This window comes from Anabaena sp. UHCC 0451 (assembly GCF_034931405.1).
GTDB lineage: Bacteria > Cyanobacteriota > Cyanobacteriia > Cyanobacteriales > Nostocaceae > RDYJ01.
In genome coordinates, this window is sequence record NZ_JAYGHA010000007.1 from 100,686 (window position 1) to 120,849 (window position 20,164).

A 20,164-nucleotide genomic window follows, 5' to 3' on the forward strand; every position below is an offset into this window, starting at 1 on the left:
TTGTGGACACAATAAATAAAAGAAGTCGGGGATCTTATCACCTTACCTGAATCCTTACTAGGATGAAAATAATTTACCAATCAAAAATATTAATATCTATAATAATGATCATTTTCCTCTCCGATAAGCTGCTATTTCTTCATCAATTTCTGCATCATTTAAAGGATTATCAGCGTGCAATTCCTGGGTTTCTTGACATAATTGACTAAATTCTTCAGCTAATTTTTGTCTGTGCGAATCTGGTTGATAATTCTTCTTTATTTCCTCCATCATTTTAATTTTTTCCTCTAGTAATTTTTGTGCTGGTTCTCCTGAAAGAATTGTAATTCTTTGACCTTCTTGATTGAGATGCTGCCTTTGGGCTAAAATTTTTAAAGCATGGGTAATCACTTCATTGGGTGTTCTATATTTACCAGTTTTTAACTGTTCCTGCAATAACTTTTCTTGTTCTGAATCCAGAATAATTTGTATCATATTTCTTGCCTTTTTACCAGTTTTCTATAATTATAACCATCAACATTGATTTATTTTGTTGAGTTGCGCTGTCGCTTAACCCAACCTACGGATATAAATTCTCTGCGTCCTCTGCGTCTCTGCGGTTCGTTACTCCATAAAAAATAGGGACAGTTTGCACCATCCCCATTAATTTCCTATTCTTGAAAACCCTTTTAAAACAAACCCTTACAGTTGAGGTACAAACTGTGACTTATCTGGTACAACAGTGTACTCAGCGACAATTTGCCGGAATTCTTCACCGTCAATGGTTTCTTTTTCAATCAACAAATCGACCAAACGGTCTGTAACACTGCGATGTTCACGGATAATATTCTTAGCATTATCGTAACACTCTTCTGCGATCGCTCTTACTTGAGCATCAATACGAGCAGCAATAGAATCAGAATACTCTGATCTGGTTGTCCAGTCACGACCCAGGAATACTTCACCCTGTTGGCTTTCCAGTGACAAAGGACCCAAGTCAGACATCCCAAACCGTGTTACCATTTGTCGTGCCATTCCTGATAACTGTTGCAAGTCTCCACCCGCACCAGTGGTAACTTCTGCTCGACCAAAGATGACTTCTTCAGCAGCACGACCACCCAAAGCACCAGTAATTCTGGCTTTGAGTTGAGAACGGGAAATTAAACCCTGTTCTTCATTAGGCATAAACCAGGTTAAACCCTGTGCTTGTCCTCTAGGAATCAAAGTTACTTTTTGTACTGGGTCATGGTCTTTTAATAAAGTACCCACCAAAGCGTGTCCGATTTCATGATAAGCAATTAACCGCTTACTCTTGCTGTCAACCAAAGGAGTACCTTCCATCCCCGCAACTACTCTGTCTACTGCATCATCAATTTCTAACAGAGTAATGCCTTCTTTGCGTCTTCTAGCGGTGAGGATAGCTGCTTCATTGAGGAGGTTAGCTAGGTCTGCACCTGTAAAACCAGGAGTACGACGAGCGATCGCATCTAAGGATACACTAGGATCTAATTTCTTGTTCCGCGCGTGAACTTGTAAAACTTCCAAGCGGCCTTTAATATCAGGTGCGTCAACAGTCACCTGTCTATCAAAACGACCGGGACGTAATAAAGCTGAGTCTAAAACATCAGGACGGTTGGTAGCAGCAATAATAATAATGCCTGTATTACCTTCAAAACCATCCATTTCGGTTAATAGTTGGTTTAAGGTTTGCTCACGTTCATCATTACCACCACCGATACCTGCACCCCGTTGACGACCTACAGCATCAATTTCATCAATAAAGATGATACAAGGAGCGTTATCTTTAGCTTTTTTGAACAAATCGCGGACACGGGAAGCACCCACACCCACAAACATTTCTACAAATTCTGAACCAGAGATAGAGAAGAAAGGAACACCTGCTTCACCAGCGATCGCTTTTGCTAGTAGAGTTTTACCAGTACCAGGAGGTCCAATTAACAATACACCTTTAGGAATTTTTGCACCCACAGCAGTAAATTTTTCTGGCTGTTTGAGGAAAGTGACAACTTCCTGTAATTCTTCCTTGGCTTCTTCAATTCCCGCCACATCATCAAATTTTACGCCGGTTTTCGCTTCCATTTGGAAACGAGCGCGAGATTTGCCGAAATTCATCGCTTGGCCAGGACCACCGGGAAGATTATTAGAACGACGGAACAAGAAGAATAAACCAGTAATCAACAATACTGGGAAGATCAGATTTCCCAACAAACCCCAGATAGCGCCATCATTGCGGATGGGATGAGCATCAAAACTGACATTATGTGCTTTGAGTTTATTAATTAACTCAGGAGCGTTATAAGGTAAATCTACCCGCCAGCGTTGAACACGGTTTTCAATATCTTGGTCATTCGCTTCAATAATTGCAGTTCTACCGCCATCATACAGGTCTACATTGGTAACGCGATCAGCGTCCAAGTATTCCAGAAAGCGGCCATAGGTCATGCGGGTATTAGCTGCATTTTTACTTGTGTCCGCAGGAGCGCCCGCAAAAGCGCCTTGCCAAAAGAAAAAGCCAATTACTAAAGCCAGCACTGACCAGAGTGCTACGACTCTCCAAGAGAATTTCATCTTTTAATTTGCCTCTAGATACTAATATGACTGCTTTTGTAACGGATGTTTATAAATCCATTTTGTAATTTGAGCCATAAAACGGTCGTTTGCTTATGGCAGATTCATGAAGTTTGTCCAGAATCTTAATTAAATTTAACCTAATTCTCATACTAATACCAATCAAAAATTAAAAATTAAAAGTTAAATCTTCCCAAAATCAGACACAGTAAGAGTTTGGGACTAATTTATATTTTGCTATCTCTAAGACTAATTTTATGCTGGACTGCACAGGATCACCAAATTCATTTATTTTTCTTTATCTGCGTTTATCTGTGTTCAAAATAGCACTAAAGGCTAATTATGCTTTAAAATTTAATACAATGCAAAAGTATGGAAATTAAACCACGAAGTAACGAAGAAGCGAAGGTAAGAGTTTTTAGAGATATTTTTCGTGATGGGTGATAGTGTCATCGCTGATCTGGTAAAGAATCATCGTTTAAAATAAAATATAGTGGACTTCTTGTGGAAATTGCTATGAAAGCAGAGTTAACAGCCATCATTGAGAGAGCAACGGAAGGAGGATACTGGGCAATTTGTCCAGAAATTTCTGGTGCTAATGGTCAAGGTGAAACCATTGAGGAAGCGAAAGAAAACTTGAAACTTGCTATTCAATTGATTATGGAAGATCGTATGGCAGATATCCGCAGAGGACTAACAGCAGATGCGATCGAAGAGACAATTTTAATTCCATGAAACGTAAAGAATTAGAAAAAAAGTTAAGACAAGCAGGTTGTTACCTTAAACGAGAAGGTGCTTCTCATTCTTTGTGGATTAATCCTCAAACCGGTGTCATTGAAGCTGTACCACGACATACAGAAATTAAAGAATTTTTAGCCCAGAAAATTCTTAAAAACTTAAATGCAGAATAGTGCTTCTTTACCAAAAAATTCTTATTAATATATGCTATCTTTAATATAAATCTAACAGGCTAAAAAATGAGAGCAATTACCACTAATCAAGCAAAAGAAAAATTAGATGAACTCATCAACCAAGTTATTCTGGATGTAGAACCAACAATTGTTTGTAATGATCAAGGACAACACGCTGTTTTAATGTCTTTAGATGAATTTAACTCTTGGCAAGAAACATTATATTTATTATCAAATCCAGCTAATGCTGAACATTTGATGGAATCTATTAAACAGGCAAAATCAGGCAAAAAATCAGTGAAAGAATTAATTGATCCATGAAGATTACTTTTACTGAAGCTTCTTGGTCAGATTATCTTTGGTTACAAGAAAATGATAAAAGACTCTTAAAAAGAGTTAATTTATTGATTAAAGATATTATTAGAAATCCATTTGAAGGTATTGGTAAACCAGAACCTCTCAAAGCAAACTTATCAGGATATTGGTCAAGACGCTAAAATCACTAAGAGTATTGATATACAAAGATTTTTGCCCAGGCAAAAGTCTAATAGTTACCCGTTTCCAGTATAAAACCATATTCTTCCCCCTGACGACCAATTACCAATTACCAGACATGATATTACTTAACTTCTGTGATGTTTAAAGAGTAGGGAAAATATTTACCTCGTTCGTAAGAACCTACCCAAATTTTGTAAACACCCTCTAACCATTCACCCACAATGCCGGGATTTTTCCCATTAAAATCATCATTGCACCAAGTACCACCAGGTCCTTTAATCATCATAGTGGTGTCGGCTTTACTTTCCACTTGTAGTTTTAGGTAGTCAAATTTACTTGTGAGTGTCAGGGTATGATCTGCCTCTTTATCTACAAACCCACTACATGGACCTGTAGGGGTTTCAGCGCCTCTGTTCACTTTTTTGGCAGGAATTGAACCACCACTCATCCCCCTAACAGTTAAAGGATCGGGCGAAAATTTGCGATTAATGGTAATATCCGCAAAAATAGCAGGTGTTTCTTGAGCATCAGCAAGACCATGAATTGCTGTTGTGATGCCAAAGTTAACTATGATCAAAGATAATTTTATTGCTATATTGAATGATTTGTTTGCCATTGTAATTATATTTACTTTTAAGTAATCTTAAAGACATGAATTTTACACTTTAAGTTCCCAATGTTTGAGAAGTAGGGGACTGGGGACTGGGGACTGGGGACTGGGGACTGGGGACTGGGGACTGGGGACTGGGAAGAAATTTATTCTCCTCTGCTCCCTATTCCCTATTCCCTATTCCCTATTCCCTATTCCCTATTCCCTATTCCCTAAATTATTGCTTTATTTAACCGAGATTTATCTAAACCAATTTGATTCAGTAATAGCCATGATTGGATCAAGTCAGGACCATGCACATCTCCGGTTAAAGCTGATCTGAGCGATCGCATGACTAAACCTTTTTTCACACCTTGCTCTTTCACCACTTGTTTAATGATGTTTTGAGCGGTATCTGCTGTTAGTGACTGACTTTCCAAAGCTGTCAAAATTGCTTGCAGTACAGGTTTTACCCCTTCTTGTTGCAGTTGTTGACTACCTTCTTCACTGAACTCTACCGCTTCAGTAAAAAACATTTTGCTCATAGCGACAGCATCCACCAACCGAGTTAAACTAGCAGCAATTAAACTCACTAACTGTTCTAACCAAGGACGCTCTCTACCACCAGTAAATTTATATCCTGCTTCTTCCCAAAAAGGAATAATTAAATCCGTCAGTTTATCAACTGGCATATTATGGATATATTGGCTATTAATCCAATCCAGTTTATCCCAGTCAAATTTAGCACCTGCTTTATTTACCCGTTCAAAGGTAAATTCTTTAGCAGCGTCATCTAAGGTGAATATCTCCTGCGTAGAATCTGGGGCAGACCATCCCAACAAGGTCATATAATTAACTAAACCTTCCGCAGTAAAACCCATTTTCTGAAAGTCAGAAATAGAAGTTACTCCATCTCGTTTAGATAATTTGCGCCCTTCTTGATTTAAAATCAATGGTGTATGGGAAAATTCGGGAATTTTTGCCCCTAAAGCTTCATACAACAGAATTTGTTTAGCTGTATTGGCAATATGGTCTTCACCACGAATGACATGACTAATTTGCATATCAATGTCATCAACCACGACCACAAAGTTATACAGTGGTTGTCCAATACCATCAGCAGCAGCACGAGCGATGACCATATCACCACCTAAGTCACTACCACGCCAGGACATTTTACCCCGTACTAAGTCATTCCAAACAATTTCTCTTCCATCATCAATTTTAAAGCGAATTACAGAAGAACGTCCTTCCGCTTCAAATGCTGCTTGTTGTTCTGGGGTAAGATTACGGTGACGGTTATCATAGCGGGGTGCTTCATTTCTAGCTTTTTGTGACTCCCGTAGCGCGTCTAATTCTTCAGAAGTTGTGTAGCAACGATAAGCTAACCCTTGCTCTAACAGTTTCTGTACTGCTTCTCTGTAGAGGTGCAAACGTTGAGATTGGAAAAATGGACCTTCATCCCAATTCAATCCTAACCAGCGTAGTCCACTCAGAATATTATCGGTGTATTCAGGGCGCGATCGCTCTAAATCGGTATCTTCAATGCGTAGAATAAAAGTCCCGCCGTGGTGACGGGCAAATAAATAATTGAATACAGCAGTTCTGGCTGTACCAATGTGTAAATTTCCAGTAGGACTAGGAGCAATACGAACTCTAACAGACACAGTTAATTCTCTCTCTCACAAAGCAAGATCACTATAACAAGTGCTGAGTGACTATACACTACCGATTTAGGAGATTTTCCCAGCTTGTAAAAACGATGAGGCTGAAAATTTCTTCTATCACTCATATTTTGCTATTTGTTAGAACGGGACTGACGGGGCTCGAACCCGCAACTTCCGCCGTGACAGGGCGGTGCTCTAACCAATTGAACTACAGTCCCTTGTTGTTTTCAACTTTATTATTATTGCCTATTTATTTTTAGTTGTCAACTAGCTGGGAGAAAAAAGTTGATATTTTTTCTATATTTGAGGTGGACAGGGAATTTGACCTCCCCGACCTTCAGATACAAAAATTTTTAACGTAGTCCAAAAACGGTATCTTCTCTAGAGTTTTCAGGCTATTTCTTTGATGATAATTTTCACACCCGAATTTTACTTTCCCGCACAATCAAATAAATGCAACCCCAAACGTTGCGACAGTTCCTCACACACCTTCACCCCCCGCACACTATTAGCCCGTGCATCTAGCAGTGGTGAAAACACACCTATTCCCATTTGACCGGGAACAACAGCGATAATGCCCCCACAAACGCCACTTTTAGCCGGAAGCCCCACTTTATAAGCCCATTCCCCCGCAAAGTTGTACATTCCACAGGTATACATCACACTTAATATATCTTTGATGTAACGACTGTCTACCGCTTGTTCTTTGGTAATTGGGTTCACGCCTTTATTCGCCAGAGTGGCTGCCATTACCGCTAAATCTCGACAATTTACCATCACAGAACATTGTTGAAAGTATAAATCTAGTGATTCTTCAATATGTTTGGTCAATCATGCCAAAATTGAGCATCAGATGGGCAGTAGCTCGGTTACGGTGTCCTGTGCTGCGTTCGGAAGTAAATACGGAAATATCTACAAACACATCCCGACCAATATATCGTCGATACATTTCTAATAAGCGATTAAGTCTTTCCGTTGCACCATTACCTTTAATTAAGCTGGTAATAGCTATAGCCCCAGCATTGACCATGGGATTATATGGGCGTTTGGATTGTTCATCAAGGATAATGGCGTTAAATGCCTCCCCTGTCGGTTCTACTCCTACCCTCGTTAACACATAATCTCGCCCATGATCTTCTAAGGCTTGTCCATAAACGAACACTTTGGAAATGGATTGGATGGTAAATAGCTGTTGATAATCACCGATTTCATAAATCTGACCATCGGTAGTGGCAATACAAATACTAAATAAGTTAGGGTTTACCTTTGCTAGTTCAGGAATGTAGTTTGCTACTGTACCCTCTTGTAGAGATTTGTACTGGGAATGCAAATCTTTGATAACTTCTAACAATGGTGATGGCACTATTTCTAAATCTTGTGAGTTTGCCATAAGGCTGATAACTTTCTCATAACTATTGTAGTTGATGGATTGGTTCGGTTCAGCAGTATTAATGTAATTTTAGCTACATCAAAAACTAAAATTTACAAGCTGACAACCATTTTTGATTCTCTCATTATTGCTTTTTTTTGCGGCATCAAATGCTTACTGGTTTTATTGGTAAAATAACAATAGTAAAATTACTTAAGCAAGTAATTTATAAATATATCAGTAACTTCTGTATTAAAAAACATTTATTTTATATAATTTAAACATTCTACTAAATATCTTATTTTTTCCTAAAAACATCTATTAATTATGATTTTTTTGGGTATTTTAATCAAATTAATAAAAAACTATTTTAAGTATTTATACATAGAATTTAATTCTATATTTATATTTGTTTACAAATAGTTGGCTTTATTAAATGTTAAATATATTACTTAACTCTAGATAATGACCGCCAAATCATCAGTGTATTTGCAGCATCATTTAATATCAGTCTAATATTTAGGTTTCATAAAAAATTATTCACATTCCGAAAAAAAATGTTACATAGCCACAAACCTGATTTGCAAAAGGTTTTGATGGAGAAAATCGCTAAATAAGAGGGGATCATAATCAAAACTTACGCTAAAACCCTGATCCCCAAGCCCAAAAGTTCATGTTACTCTGTTGCAGTTATAAACAAAAAGTGAAGACGGAACGAGTTCAAATTGTGCGGTATATCACTATTAGCAGGTGAAACCCCCACAAATTATCAAACTTAAGTTCTCATAGTCGCTTTAAAATCGGACGCATGAATCAAAGACATTTGTGGACAATTGCTGCCTTGTTTCTGTCTGTTTTGGGTTTACCCTCAGTGGGTCGTACTCAAACCATTGAGCGAAACACTTCAACTTCCCAAGCATCAGCTAAAGCAGATGTGATGAAAGTAGGAGAGTATCAATCCCCAGCACAGAAACCTACCTTAGATGCTGTGAACACGCAAATTCATCCTCATAGCATTGAAGGCCGTCAGGCTGCAACCCTTTACATCCGAAATATTCCCGTTCTTACATTTCTGAGTTCTGCCCCAGTTGCTAGTACAGAAACAAAACAGGGGACAATTGCCAATAGTCATGGTGTTAAATCCTCTGCCTCTGCAGCTAGTAACTCAGTCAAGGTAGCCAGCGTGGGTAATGTGATGGATGTGAGCAAATCCATCATTGCCGATGACCCAGTTCAGCGAGCCAGCTTATTAGCCTCGAAAATCAATCAGCTAATTCGGGACAATGCAGATGCCAGCCAAATTACCGTCAGCTGGAAAACAGGGGAAAAATCTCCAGCCAATTATCACAACAAAGCTCAAGATAAAAGTTCCTCCGTTGCACAGCAGCTAGATCGCTACACTATCAAAATCAACGGTAAAGAATTGGTGGAAATCAATCCAGCCACCCAACTAGCAGACAGCACCAATAACCTAGCACAAGATGCCTTACAAGCAACCAATCGTCTGCGGAGACTCATAGGTAACGCATCCCCCATCACGGAAATTGCTAACTTACCAGCACTCGCCACAACTTCCCTGCCAAATCAACCGCAACAGCTGGCTATTGGTGGGATCAAACTTAACTTCAAGGGCATAGCTTCTTGGTATGGGTATGATTGGGCTGGCAGGAAAACCGCTAATGGTGAAAGATTTAATCCCGAAGCAATGACAGCAGCCCATCGCAGTTTACCTATGGGTACAAAAGTTCGTGTCACTAACACCCGGAATGGCCGTTCTGTGGTTGTGCGAATTAATGACCGTGGTCCTTACATCGGTGGTCGCATTATTGACCTTTCTCTGGGTGCAGCCCGGATTTTAGGAATTATGAACAGTGGAGTTGGTCCAGTGCATATTGATGTGCTGGGAAGATAACATATTTCTTTAGACAAACTCCTTTTCGCTCTTCACTATTGTTTAATTCCCCTGGTTCACTCATCCCTTAACCCGATTATGCCTTGCGCCACGCTGCGCTATCAGATATACACTAACGGGGGAGAGGATAGAGAAGAACTAGGGGTATTTTGTGCGACTGCTGACAACCGTTGCAGCTTTACGCTGTTATTTAAATCAACGTCTCTGGAAAAGCAATTTCCAGCTTTCCGAGGAGCTATTGCTTGATGATCAGACTACTTGGTATCCCACAAAAATTGGTTTGGTGCCAACTATGGGCGGGCTGCATCCAGGTCATCTGAGCCTGATTGAAAATGCTAGGCAGGAAAATTCTACGGTGATTGTCAGTATTTTTGTCAATCCCCTACAATTTGGACCCCATGAGGATTATCAAAGTTATCCTCGTACTTTAGCCGCAGATCAACAATTTTGTGAACAAGCTGGAGTAGACGCGATTTTTGCCCCGACTCCGGAAGAAATGGGAATTCCGCAGAAGAATATACAAGAATCTCAAGTTACACAAGTAATCCCTCCATCTGATATGATTAAAGGCTTGTGTGGTAGATATCGGCCGGGTCATTTTCAAGGTGTGGCGACGATTGTCACCAAGCTTTTCAATTTGGTACAGCCTGACCGAGCCTACTTTGGTCAAAAAGATGGTCAGCAACTGGCAATTATTAAACGTCTGGTGGCTGATTTAAATTTGCCGGTGGAGATTGTTGCTTGTCCAACGGTACGGGAAGCGTCAGGCTTGGCTTTGAGTTCTCGTAATCAATATTTAACTGCAACGGAAAAAGAGCAAGCAACAGTGTTATATAAAGGCTTGCAGCAAGCTGAGGCGGCGTTTCGTGCTGGCGTTCGCAACAGTAGTCAGCTGATAGCATTGGTGTGGGCAGAAATAGCAAAAGTCAGCACTATCTATGTGGAATATATCGAATTGGTTGAACCGAATACATTGATGTTTTTACGCAAAGTTGAGGAGGAAGGAATGCTGGCGATCGCCGCCCGTCTTGGTTCTACACGGTTGATTGATAATACTATCTTGCGCGATGTCTACAACGGGCTACGCCAACCTATTATCGCCATTGATGGTCCGGCTGGTGCTGGTAAGTCTACTGTGGCTCGTCAAGTAGCAACACAGCTAGGTTTAGTGTATTTAGATACTGGTGCTATGTATCGGGCGATAACTTGGTTAGTGCTGCAAACAGGTATTGCTATTGATGATGAATGTGCGATCGCTGAATTAGCTAACCAGTCTAAAATTGAACTTACTCCCAGTCAAAATCTGCAATTTCCCGTGCAGGTGTGGATTAATGGTACAGATGTCACTCAAGAAATTCGCACCATTGAGGTAACATCACAAGTATCTGCAATCGCTGCTCAAAGTGCAGTTCGCAAAGCCCTAGTTACACAACAGCAACACTGGGGTCAACGGGGTGGTTTGGTAGCTGAAGGCCGAGACATCGGTACTCATGTTTTCCCTGATGCAGAAGTGAAAATCTTCTTAACCGCTTCTGTAGGTGAACGCGCCCGTCGTCGTCAGCAAGACTTTACTAAACAAGGTCAACCGGAAGTAAGTTTAGAACAACTAGAGCGGGATATAGCCGAACGCGACTATAAAGATAGCAATCGCAAAATTTCCCCCTTGCGAAAAGCCGCAGATGCAGTGGAAGTGCAAACGGATGGACTTACTCCGGCTGAAGTAGCAACGCAAATTGTTAATTATTATCAAGATCGTTTGTCTCATCGCTAAGAATTCAGGAGTTAGGAGTCAATTTCCCAAAACTCAACCTGAAATCAAATTTATTGCATAAAGTAGGGGTTTAGCATTGCTAAACCCTCCCCCAAATTCCGGGAAATTGTCAACTGAAAATATGGCTAAAATTGGGAAGACAAATTAAAAGAATGCAGAATTTAGAATTTAGAATTTAGAATTACGTTTTGCAACGGGGATTTTACCCCGACACAAAACCCGCTGCTTGTAGAAGCAGGAGACTTTAACCCCCAAAGGTAGGTTAATAGGACTTATTCCCAAAGTTCTGTGGTTTAACTTTCACTTTGGTAGTAAAATAACCATGTTAAGTTTTATGTCCCAAAATCAAGGATCTAAAACTGAATAAATACAAAACCTGTAGTTTTCTAAGTTTCGGCAATAGCTGGGAACTGGAAAACAGTAAAGAGAGGATTTTAAAACATGGCATTTTCACAGCTTCCCCTACCCTACGACTTTAATGCTCTAGAGCAATATGGCATGAAAGGTGAAACCTTTGAGTATCACTATGGTAAGCATCACAAAGCTTATGTAGATAACCTCAACAAGCTTACCGATGGTACAGAACTTGCTGATAAGTCCCTCGAAGAAGTAATCCAAATTGCCTTCAAAGACTCCTCCAAAGCTGGCATTTTTAACAACGCTGCTCAAGTTTGGAACCACACCTTCTTTTGGAACTCTTTGAAACCCGCTGGTGGTGGCGCACCCACAGGCGAACTAGCTGCTAGAATTGACAAAGATTTTGGTAGCTTTGACAAATTCAAAGAAGAATTTTCTACTGCGGCTGCAACCCAGTTTGGTAGCGGTTGGGCTTGGTTAATTGATGATGGTGGTACACTCAAAGTCATCAAGACACCAAACGCAGAAAACCCCCTAGCACATGGTAAAAAGGCACTTCTTACCTTAGACGTTTGGGAACACGCCTACTACATCGACTACAGAAATGCTCGTCCAGCATTCATCAAGAATTTCTTGGATCAATTGGTTAACTGGGAATTTGCGGCTGCAAATCTTGCTGCTTAATTAACCAGTAAAGCTTTTAGTAACAATCCCCATGCCCAAAAAAGCTGGGGATTTTTAATTTGATTGACCCTACTATCTCTGATTCTTAAAGGCTTGATTCCCAAACTTGTCCAAATTGAGTTTAATTCTGTTGATACCTTGATCTAGTACCGCTTCGCGAAAGTCAAAAGTCAAAAGTCAAAAGTCAAAACAAATACAGAGCAAGCTTTTCAGAGATTGGGAATGGTTGGTTTATTTCCGCCGTGCTGTACTAGTGTTCCTGATCTCTAACTATTGGTGCAAGCAGGACAAGGACAACCAGCAAAACCAGAAAGGCCACCGGGACAAGGAGAAACGAACCTAAGAGGATAAATAAATTCCTCTTTTGCTGCTGGCGCTGCTTTATCATCTCCAATTCCTCTTCCTAATCCTTTAAAGTGATTCTCTGGATGTTGCTAAGAAACTGGAAGTCGTGCTGAGAAAGTGTCCACATTGGTGATTGGGGACTGATGATTGGGGACTGGTGATTGGTGATTGGGGATTGGGGACTGGGGACTGGGGACTTATAACTACAACTTTAGAAATATTCAACTTATTGAACATCAGCTTTTTGATATAGGCGATCGCTCATTTGCCACCATCCAGAACACTAGGATGTAGCCATTTGCAAAACTGTCCAAAATGTAGGTGATTACTGTAGCATGACTAAATGATTGTGTCAGCCACGTGATGATTAAGTTTCCAAGATGGTACAGACTAATAACTCAAAATCCGCACGCGAAATCTTTAATATCTCTAGATGGGCAATTAAATTTTCGTGGTTGACGGTGTGTTTTTGGATAGCGGTGACAGTAGCGGGTATTCTCGCTTTCGGTTCTCTCAAATACGCTTTGTTCCCAGATATTACCTTTCCGGTGGTGGTGGTAAATGCTCAAGCACCCCTAACTTCTGCGTTAGAAACAGAAGCTAAGTTAACAAAACCACTGGAAGAAAGCCTCAAGTCCCTAGAAGGAATTGATAATATCCGTTCCTCCACTTATCCGGGGCAAAGTGCTGTTAGCCTGTTGTTTGCAGTTGGGACAAATTTAGAAACTTCTACTGAGAACACTAAAAGCGCCCTCAAGGAGTTAAAACTCCCTCAAGGAGCTAATTATAAGATTATTCCATTAAATCTGAATGAGTCATCAGTCATTAGTTATGCCATTGAGAGTCAGTCAGGAAATTTGGCTGATTTGCAGAAGTTAGCCAATGAGAAAATTTTACCAGCGATCGCTAAATTGCCAGGAGTTCTCAAAGTCTCACTATTAGGCGCTCCGCCAAAATCACCTCCTCTCAATCCTACCAATGCCACGGCGGCTTTACCTCAAGGGGGCGCAAATTTAGTCAGATTTAATGGTCAAGATGTACTAGCATTTCAAGTCATCAAACGTGGCGATGCTAACACTTTAGAAGTAGTCAGTCGAGTTGAACAGGAAGTAGAAAACCTGCGTTCTACGTTAAAAAATGTCAAATTTACCCTAGCCGCTACCCAAGCAGAATATATCCGCCAAGCTACCCAGTCAACCATAGATGCGTTGATGGAAGCGATCATTTTGGCAATTGTCGTCATTTTCCCATTTTTATGGAATTGGCGAGCTACTTTAATTTCTGCTTTGGCAATTCCCACATCTTTGTTAGCGACGTTTATTGTTATGGCCGTTTTCGGCTTTAACCTGGAAACAATTACGTTGTTAGCTTTGGCTTTGGTTATTGGTAGCGTCATTGATGATGCAATTATTGATGTAGAAAACATCACCAGACACATTGAAGACGGGCAAAGTCCCCGCGAAGCTGCACACTTAGCTACTGATGAAATAGGCTTAACAGTTGTTGCGACTACTGCCACATCTGTTGCGGTTTTCTTACCTATTGGTTTAATGGGTGGAGTAGTCGGGCAGTTTTTCGAGCCATTCGGAATTACGGTGTCTGCTGCTTATATTGCTTCTACATTGGTAGCGCGGACTTTATCTCCGGTGTTATCTATTTATTGGCTTAAACCAGTTAAGAAAAATTCCCAGAACAGAGAATCAAAAATTGGGATTTATTTTACCCAAGCTTATCGCAATTTACTTTCTTGGTCTTTGAACCACCGCACAATAGTTATTGCCTTAGCTGTACTCAGTTTTATTGCTGGAATTGCCCTAGTTCCTTTTATTCCTAAAGGATTTATCCCCAAATTAGATCGGGGTGAATTTAACATTACCTACACTGCTCCTTTGCCGAAAATACCTGATTTGGCAGCGTTACAACTAGGAGGTAGAAGGGAAATAACTTCCCAATCTCCAATCCCCAATCCCCAATCCCCAATCCCTATTCCTAACCCTCTCAATGATTCTTTAGAGGTGGCGAAAAAACTGGAAGCGGAGGTGAGAAAATACCCAGATGTGGAAACTGTGTTTACTACTGTCGGTTCTCGTGGAGGTGAACCAAATAAAGGTACTCTCTATGTGAAACTGAAAAAAGACCGCACAATTAAAACCGCAGAATTACAAGATCAATTACGGCAAACTTTGCCTAAACTTCCTGGTGTAAATACCAGTGTGGAAGATATTCAATTTGTGGATACTGGTGGAGAAAAACCTTTACAGATAGCACTTCGTGGTAATGATCTCAAAGCTTTGAATCAAGCAGCTACGACTATTAAAGACCGGATTACCAAAATTCCAGGTTTTGCAGATGTTACAGTTACAGGAGACACAAATAACGCAGATCAGGTTTTTCAAATTGAACGACTCAACCAACAACGGGTAGCATATATCAGTGCTAATTTGGGTCAGGGTTTAACTTTGGGTGATGCTACAGATAAAATTGTTGCAGAAGCAAAAGGAGTTTTACCTGCTGATATCACTTTAGGTTTAGGTGGAGATTCTGCCCGACAAAATGAGGTTTTTGGTAGTTTTATTTCCACTTTGATTTTATCGGCTTTGTGTATCATTGTTGTGTTGATTCTACTGTTTAAAAGCTGGGTAGATCCTTTAGTAATTGGTGTTTCTTTACCTTTAGCTGTGGTGGGAGCGATGTTAGCTTTACTCTTAACTAAGAGTGATTTTGGCATGATTTCGCTGATTGGTTTTGTGTTTTTATTAGGACTAGCAAATAAAAATGCTATTGTTTTGGTAGATTACATTAATCAGTTACGTCGATCAGGTTTAGAACGCACGGAAGCTATTCTCAAAGCAGGACCTGTCAGACTCAGACCGATTATGATGACTACTGTTTCTACGCTTTTAGGGATGTTACCGATCGCTTTGGGTTTTGGTGCAGGTTCTGAATTGCGATCGCCTATGGCCGTTGCTATTGCTGGTGGTTTGGTAAGTTCTACTATTCTCAGTTTAATTGTTGTCCCGGTTGTCTATGCAATTTTAGATGATTGGTTTCCCAGAAAGAAGTTTACAGGTGACAGGTGACAGTTTGAGATCCCCGACTTCTGTGATCAATCTTCTCATTTACCAAGATGAAAGTTATAGAAGTCGGGGATCTGATAGCGTCAGAATCAGGATTACAGGATGTTCATTTGTGTTATAATTTCTTTGTCTGATAGCGTAGCGTGGCGTTAGCCATATCAGGATGTCCAGGATTAAAAGATTTACAGGATTTTAGTCTCTGCAATTTCTCAGGACATCTAAAGATTAAAAAAAAATTAAAAAATTAAAAAAAAATTCGTTTTTTGGGGTCTAACCCCGTTGACTTTTTTCTCTAGAACTGATATTCTGATAATGGGAATGCGTGCCTCAATAAAAATTTTGCTTACACTCCATTATATTAATATGACTATATTACCACGGCAGCAGCGACCTGAACCCTAAAAAAACAAAATTTTTTTGAATTTTTTCTTATTAAAAATCAAAAATCAATAAATGAAACTTATGAATTGTGGAAGATATCAGTTTTTTGCTACATCCTGTAAATGCTGAAATCTTGTAAATCCTGATTTTGATAACAATTAATATTCGAGATTGCCATGAAAAGTGAAGATCGTCAACGGGTAGAAATATTGCTTAAAAAGTGGAAAGGTTCACAGGGTAACGAGAGAGCAAATTATCAGGGTTTCTTTTTAGAACTTTGTGATGCTTTGGCGGTAGAACGTCCAGCACCTAAAGGAAGTATACCAGGCGATCGCTATTGTTTTGACAAAGATATCAAGATTTTTAACAAAGATGGAGAAACTACCAACTTTGCAGACTTCTACAAAGAAGGACATTTTTTAATTGAAGCCAAACAAGGGGGAAATGCAAATAAACGCGGTACTGCTAAACGAGGAACAAAAACTTATGATATCGCAATGGAAAAGGCTTTTTATCAAGCTCAAAGTTATACACCTTTTCTACCAAGTAAACCTCCCTTTTTAATTACCTGTGATATTGGCTCTCATTTTGAATTTTGGATGAGTTTTAGTGGTAATTATGGCGGTTATGGTGCGCGGGAAAAAATTGATATTGATCAGCTTTTAGATAAAAAAATATTTAATCGGTTTGTTGCAATATTTAATGATCCTCAAAGTCTCAACCCGGAAAAATATCGAGCGCGGGTAACAAGAGAAGTTGCGGATACTTTAGCTAAATTAGCGCGGTGGTTAGAACAAGAAGGACACCAACCCCAAGAAGTCGCCAATTTTCTCATGCGCTGCATTTTTACGATGTTTGCAGAAGATGTGAAATTATTGAAAGGAGAAGTTTTTACTAAAGCATTAAAAGAACGTTGGTTAGTTGAACCCAAGACATTTAAAACCCAGATTGAAAAACTTTGGAAAGTCATGAATACTGGGGGAGAATTTAACTTTGATGAAATTCCCCAATTTAATGGTAGTTTTTTTGCTGATGCGACAGCTTTTGATTTACCTAAAGAACAGTTAGAGGTTTTATATGAAGCTGCAAATAAAGATTGGACTGAGGTAGAACCGGCGATTTTTGGGACTTTATTAGAAAGAGCTTTAGATAGTAAAGAACGTAAAAGTTTAGGAGCGCATTATACACCCAGATCCTATGTTGAACGGTTGGTGCGTCCGGTGGTGATAGAACCTTTAAGAGAAGAATGGTTATTAGTTGAATCTGAGGTTGATCGGTTTTTAACGCTGAAAGAAAAACAGCAAAAACCAACAAAAGCACAAATAGAAAAAGCGGAAAGTGAAATTAGGGAATTTTTAGATAAATTACAACAAATTCGTGTTCTTGATCCTGCTTGTGGTTCGGGTAACTTTTTGTATGTGACGTTAGATTTATTGAAAACATTGGAACAGGAAGTACAAATGCGCTTGCTGGATGTTTTGGGTAAGGTGACAACGAATTTATTAGAGGAATTTGATCCGCGTTTAGCTGGGAGAAAACAAATAAACCCGTCGCAATTTTTAGGGATTGAAATTAATCCTAGAGCGGCTGCGATCGCAGAGTTAGTAATTTGGATTGGTTATTTACAATGGCATTTTAAACGCTATGGAAGTACACCACCACCAGAACCTATTTTACAGGATTTTCATAATATTGAATTTCGGGATGCGGTGTTAGATTATGATGGTAAGGAGTTAGATATTGATACTAAAACGGGTAAGGTAAAAACTCGCTGGGGTGGAAAAATGATCAAGCATCCTGTGACGGGTGAAGATGTTCCAGATTCGAGTGATCAAATTCCTATTTATTGTTATCTTAATCCTCGTCCTGCTCAATGGCCAGATGCAGATTATATTGTTTCCAATCCTCCGTTTATTGGTAATGCACGAATGAGGGATAGATTAGGAGATGGATATACAGAAACATTACGTCAAGTTTATCCAGATGTACCTGATACTGTAGATTTTGTTATGTATTGGTGGCATAAAGCAGCACAGTTAGCACAAGATAATAAAGTTGAGAAGTTTGCTTTTATCTCAACTAACACAATTCAACAAGTTCGACAAAGAAAGATCATTGATTTTTATCTAAATCACAAAAATCCTATTCGGTTAATTCTGGCAATTCCTGATCATCCTTGGACGGATGGAGATGCAGGAGTTACTGCTGCTATGACTGGTGCTGAATCAATTAATTCTCAAAGACTTTTACATATTCCTAAGATTGGTACTTTAGTCTCAGATGGAGAAGGAATAACCCCGGAACATTCGGCAGATAAAATTAATATTCAGTGGAAAAATGTCGAGAAAATTTTCAGTAATCTCCAATCTGGAGCAGATGTCGCAGGTACTAACAAGCTAAAAGCAAATTCAAAGCTTGCTTGTAGAGGAATGGAAATGAGAGGAGCAGGTTTTCTTCTCACACAAGAACAAGCTCAATTATTAGGGTACAGACAAGACAATTATAATCAGTTACCAGTAATTAAGAGATTTATCAGTGGCAAAGATATTACTGATAAAAATAGAGGTCTATTTACAATCGATCTTTGGGGACTTTCTATTAAGCAAGTTCAAGATATTTATCCAATAATTTATCAATGGATTGATGAAAGAGTGAAACCAGAAAGAGATGTAAATAGACGAAAAGCATCTCGTGATAGCTGGTGGATTTATGGGGAAGCTAGAGCTACTTTTAGACCTGCACTTAATAATTTAAATAAATATATTGCAACTCCAAGAACAGCAAAGCATAGATTTTTCATTTTTCTTCCAGCAGATTTCATAACTGAAAGTGAAGTGATTATGATCGCAATTGACGATTCTTACTTTCTCGGTGTTTTGTCTAGTTATATTCATATTGTTTGGTCATTAGCAGCAGGTGGAGATTTAGGAGGAAATACACCCCGCTATAATAACTCTGTTTGCTTTGATCCTTTTCCTTTTCCAAATCCTACACCAGAACAAAAACAGAAAATCCGAGAATTAGGAGAAAGATTAGACTCCCACCGTAAACGAGTTCAAACACAACATCCCGAAATCACAATTACTGGAATGTATAACCTGCTAGAAAAACTCCGCAAAGGTGAAACATTTACCGACGCAGATAAAGCATATAACAATAAAGCCTTAGTTTCCACCCTCAAACAAATTCATGATGAACTAGATAACGCCGTTTTTGATGCTTATGGATGGCAAGATTTAAAAGATGATCAAAAAACAAAAGCCGAAATTGAAGAAATAATTTTAGAAAGGTTAGTTACTCTCAATGCTGAACGTGCAGAAGAAGAACGTAACGGAATAATTCGCTGGTTGCGTCCTGAATATCAAGCACCAAATGAAGTTACTCAACAAGTCCTAACGGAAGTAATGGAAACAGAAGCAACCGTCATTATTCCCACGGAACAAAAAACTTTTCCCAAAGAACCAAAAGACCAACTTGCAGCTATCCGCGACTTACTCCGCACCAATACCAGCGAGTGGACTGTGGATCAAATTGCGGCTCAATTTAAAAATGGTAATAGATATAAAACTGCTATTACTGATAATATAGAAAGATTAGAATGGTTTGGGATTTTAATCTGTAGAGAAACAGGAGCAACTAAACGCTGGCAATATGTGGAAATTGTCTGAATCAGGATGTCCAGTATTAAAGGATTTACAGGATTTTAGTTTCTTCAATTTCTCAGGACATCAGAAATTTAAAAAATTAAAAAATTAAAAAAAATTTCGTTTTTTGGGGTCTAACCCCGTTGACTTTTTTTTCTAGACCTGATATTCTGATAATGGGAATGTGTACCTCAATAAAAATTTACTTCCACTCCATCATATTGATATGACTATCATACCACGTCGGCAGCGACCTGAACCCTAAAAAAACAAAAATTTTTTTAAAAAAACTTATATTTTTTGGCATGACAATAATTTAAACTTATGAGTTGTGTAAAATTTCAATTTTTTGCTACATCCTGTAAATCCTGATATGGCCACGCCACGCTAT

General features: G+C 39.2%; 12 protein-coding genes, 1 tRNA gene and 2 pseudogenes. 9 read left to right on the forward strand and 6 right to left on the reverse strand.

The genetic code is table 11. The annotated features are described in order from the left end of the window. Positions 1-108: 108 nt before the first annotated feature. Entirely contained in the window at positions 109-474 is a 366-nt protein-coding gene (locus VB694_RS06875) for a hypothetical protein (protein WP_323359568.1), read from the reverse strand. A 207-nt stretch (positions 475-681) separates the two neighbouring features. After that, positions 682-2,568, reverse strand: a complete 1,887-nt coding sequence (gene ftsH2, locus VB694_RS06880; protein ID WP_323359569.1) for an ATP-dependent zinc metalloprotease FtsH2 — start codon at positions 2,566-2,568, stop codon at positions 682-684. A gap of 516 nt (positions 2,569-3,084) precedes the next feature. On the opposite strand from ftsH2, the gene VB694_RS06885 reads away from it, so the two are divergent. From VB694_RS06885 to VB694_RS06900, 4 genes and pseudogenes are all read left to right on the forward strand, one after another. Next, positions 3,085-3,303 (forward strand): type II toxin-antitoxin system HicB family antitoxin, encoded by a 219-nt coding sequence (locus VB694_RS06885; protein ID WP_323359570.1) that lies wholly within the window; start codon positions 3,085-3,087, stop codon positions 3,301-3,303. Beyond that, positions 3,300-3,479 (forward strand): type II toxin-antitoxin system HicA family toxin, encoded by a 180-nt coding sequence (locus VB694_RS06890; RefSeq protein WP_323359571.1) that lies wholly within the window; start codon positions 3,300-3,302, stop codon positions 3,477-3,479. The genes VB694_RS06885 and VB694_RS06890 overlap by 4 nt, the downstream gene beginning before the upstream one ends. Positions 3,480-3,545: 66 nt before the next feature. Continuing rightward, the gene (locus VB694_RS06895) at positions 3,546-3,800 is read left to right on the forward strand and encodes a type II toxin-antitoxin system prevent-host-death family antitoxin (RefSeq protein ID WP_323359572.1); all 255 of its coding nucleotides are present in this window, start codon (positions 3,546-3,548) and stop codon (positions 3,798-3,800) included. Then, positions 3,797-3,973, forward strand: a pseudogene (locus VB694_RS06900) (Txe/YoeB family addiction module toxin); the annotation flags it as partial. The gene VB694_RS06895 and the pseudogene VB694_RS06900, both read left to right, overlap by 4 nt. Before the next feature lie 125 nt (positions 3,974-4,098). Here the strand turns inward: VB694_RS06900 and VB694_RS06905 are convergent. The 4 genes and pseudogenes from VB694_RS06905 to glsA all read right to left on the reverse strand — a co-directional run bounded on the left by VB694_RS06905 (position 4,099) and on the right by glsA (position 7,632). After that, the gene (locus VB694_RS06905) at positions 4,099-4,593 is read right to left on the reverse strand and encodes a hypothetical protein (protein WP_323359574.1); all 495 of its coding nucleotides are present in this window, start codon (positions 4,591-4,593) and stop codon (positions 4,099-4,101) included. A gap of 206 nt (positions 4,594-4,799) precedes the next feature. After that, entirely contained in the window at positions 4,800-6,233 is a 1,434-nt protein-coding gene (gene gltX, locus VB694_RS06910) for a glutamate--tRNA ligase (RefSeq protein WP_323359575.1), read from the reverse strand. Between the two features lie 144 nt (positions 6,234-6,377). Beyond that, positions 6,378-6,451: transfer RNA gene (locus VB694_RS06915), tRNA-Asp, on the reverse strand. A gap of 211 nt (positions 6,452-6,662) precedes the next feature. Then, positions 6,663-7,632: pseudogene (glsA, locus tag VB694_RS06920) on the reverse strand (glutaminase A). A gap of 778 nt (positions 7,633-8,410) precedes the next feature. Here glsA and VB694_RS06925 point away from each other — a divergent pair. From VB694_RS06925 to VB694_RS06945, 5 genes are all read left to right on the forward strand, one after another. After that, positions 8,411-9,514, forward strand: coding sequence for a septal ring lytic transglycosylase RlpA family protein (locus VB694_RS06925; protein ID WP_323359576.1), 1,104 nt, complete (start codon positions 8,411-8,413; stop codon positions 9,512-9,514). Positions 9,515-9,665: 151 nt separating this feature from the next. Continuing rightward, a complete protein-coding gene (locus VB694_RS06930; protein WP_323359577.1) occupies positions 9,666-11,285 on the forward strand; it encodes a bifunctional pantoate--beta-alanine ligase/(d)CMP kinase in 1,620 nt (539 codons plus the stop codon). A gap of 441 nt (positions 11,286-11,726) precedes the next feature. Further along, positions 11,727-12,326: a superoxide dismutase gene (locus VB694_RS06935; RefSeq protein WP_323359578.1), complete on the forward strand. Its 600-nt coding sequence runs from the start codon at positions 11,727-11,729 to the stop codon at positions 12,324-12,326. A gap of 725 nt (positions 12,327-13,051) precedes the next feature. Next, positions 13,052-15,751 (forward strand): efflux RND transporter permease subunit, encoded by a 2,700-nt coding sequence (locus tag VB694_RS06940; protein WP_323359579.1) that lies wholly within the window; start codon positions 13,052-13,054, stop codon positions 15,749-15,751. A gap of 554 nt (positions 15,752-16,305) precedes the next feature. Then, positions 16,306-19,797, forward strand: coding sequence for a class I SAM-dependent DNA methyltransferase (locus VB694_RS06945; protein ID WP_323359580.1), 3,492 nt, complete (start codon positions 16,306-16,308; stop codon positions 19,795-19,797). Positions 19,798-20,164: the final 367 nt, after the last annotated feature.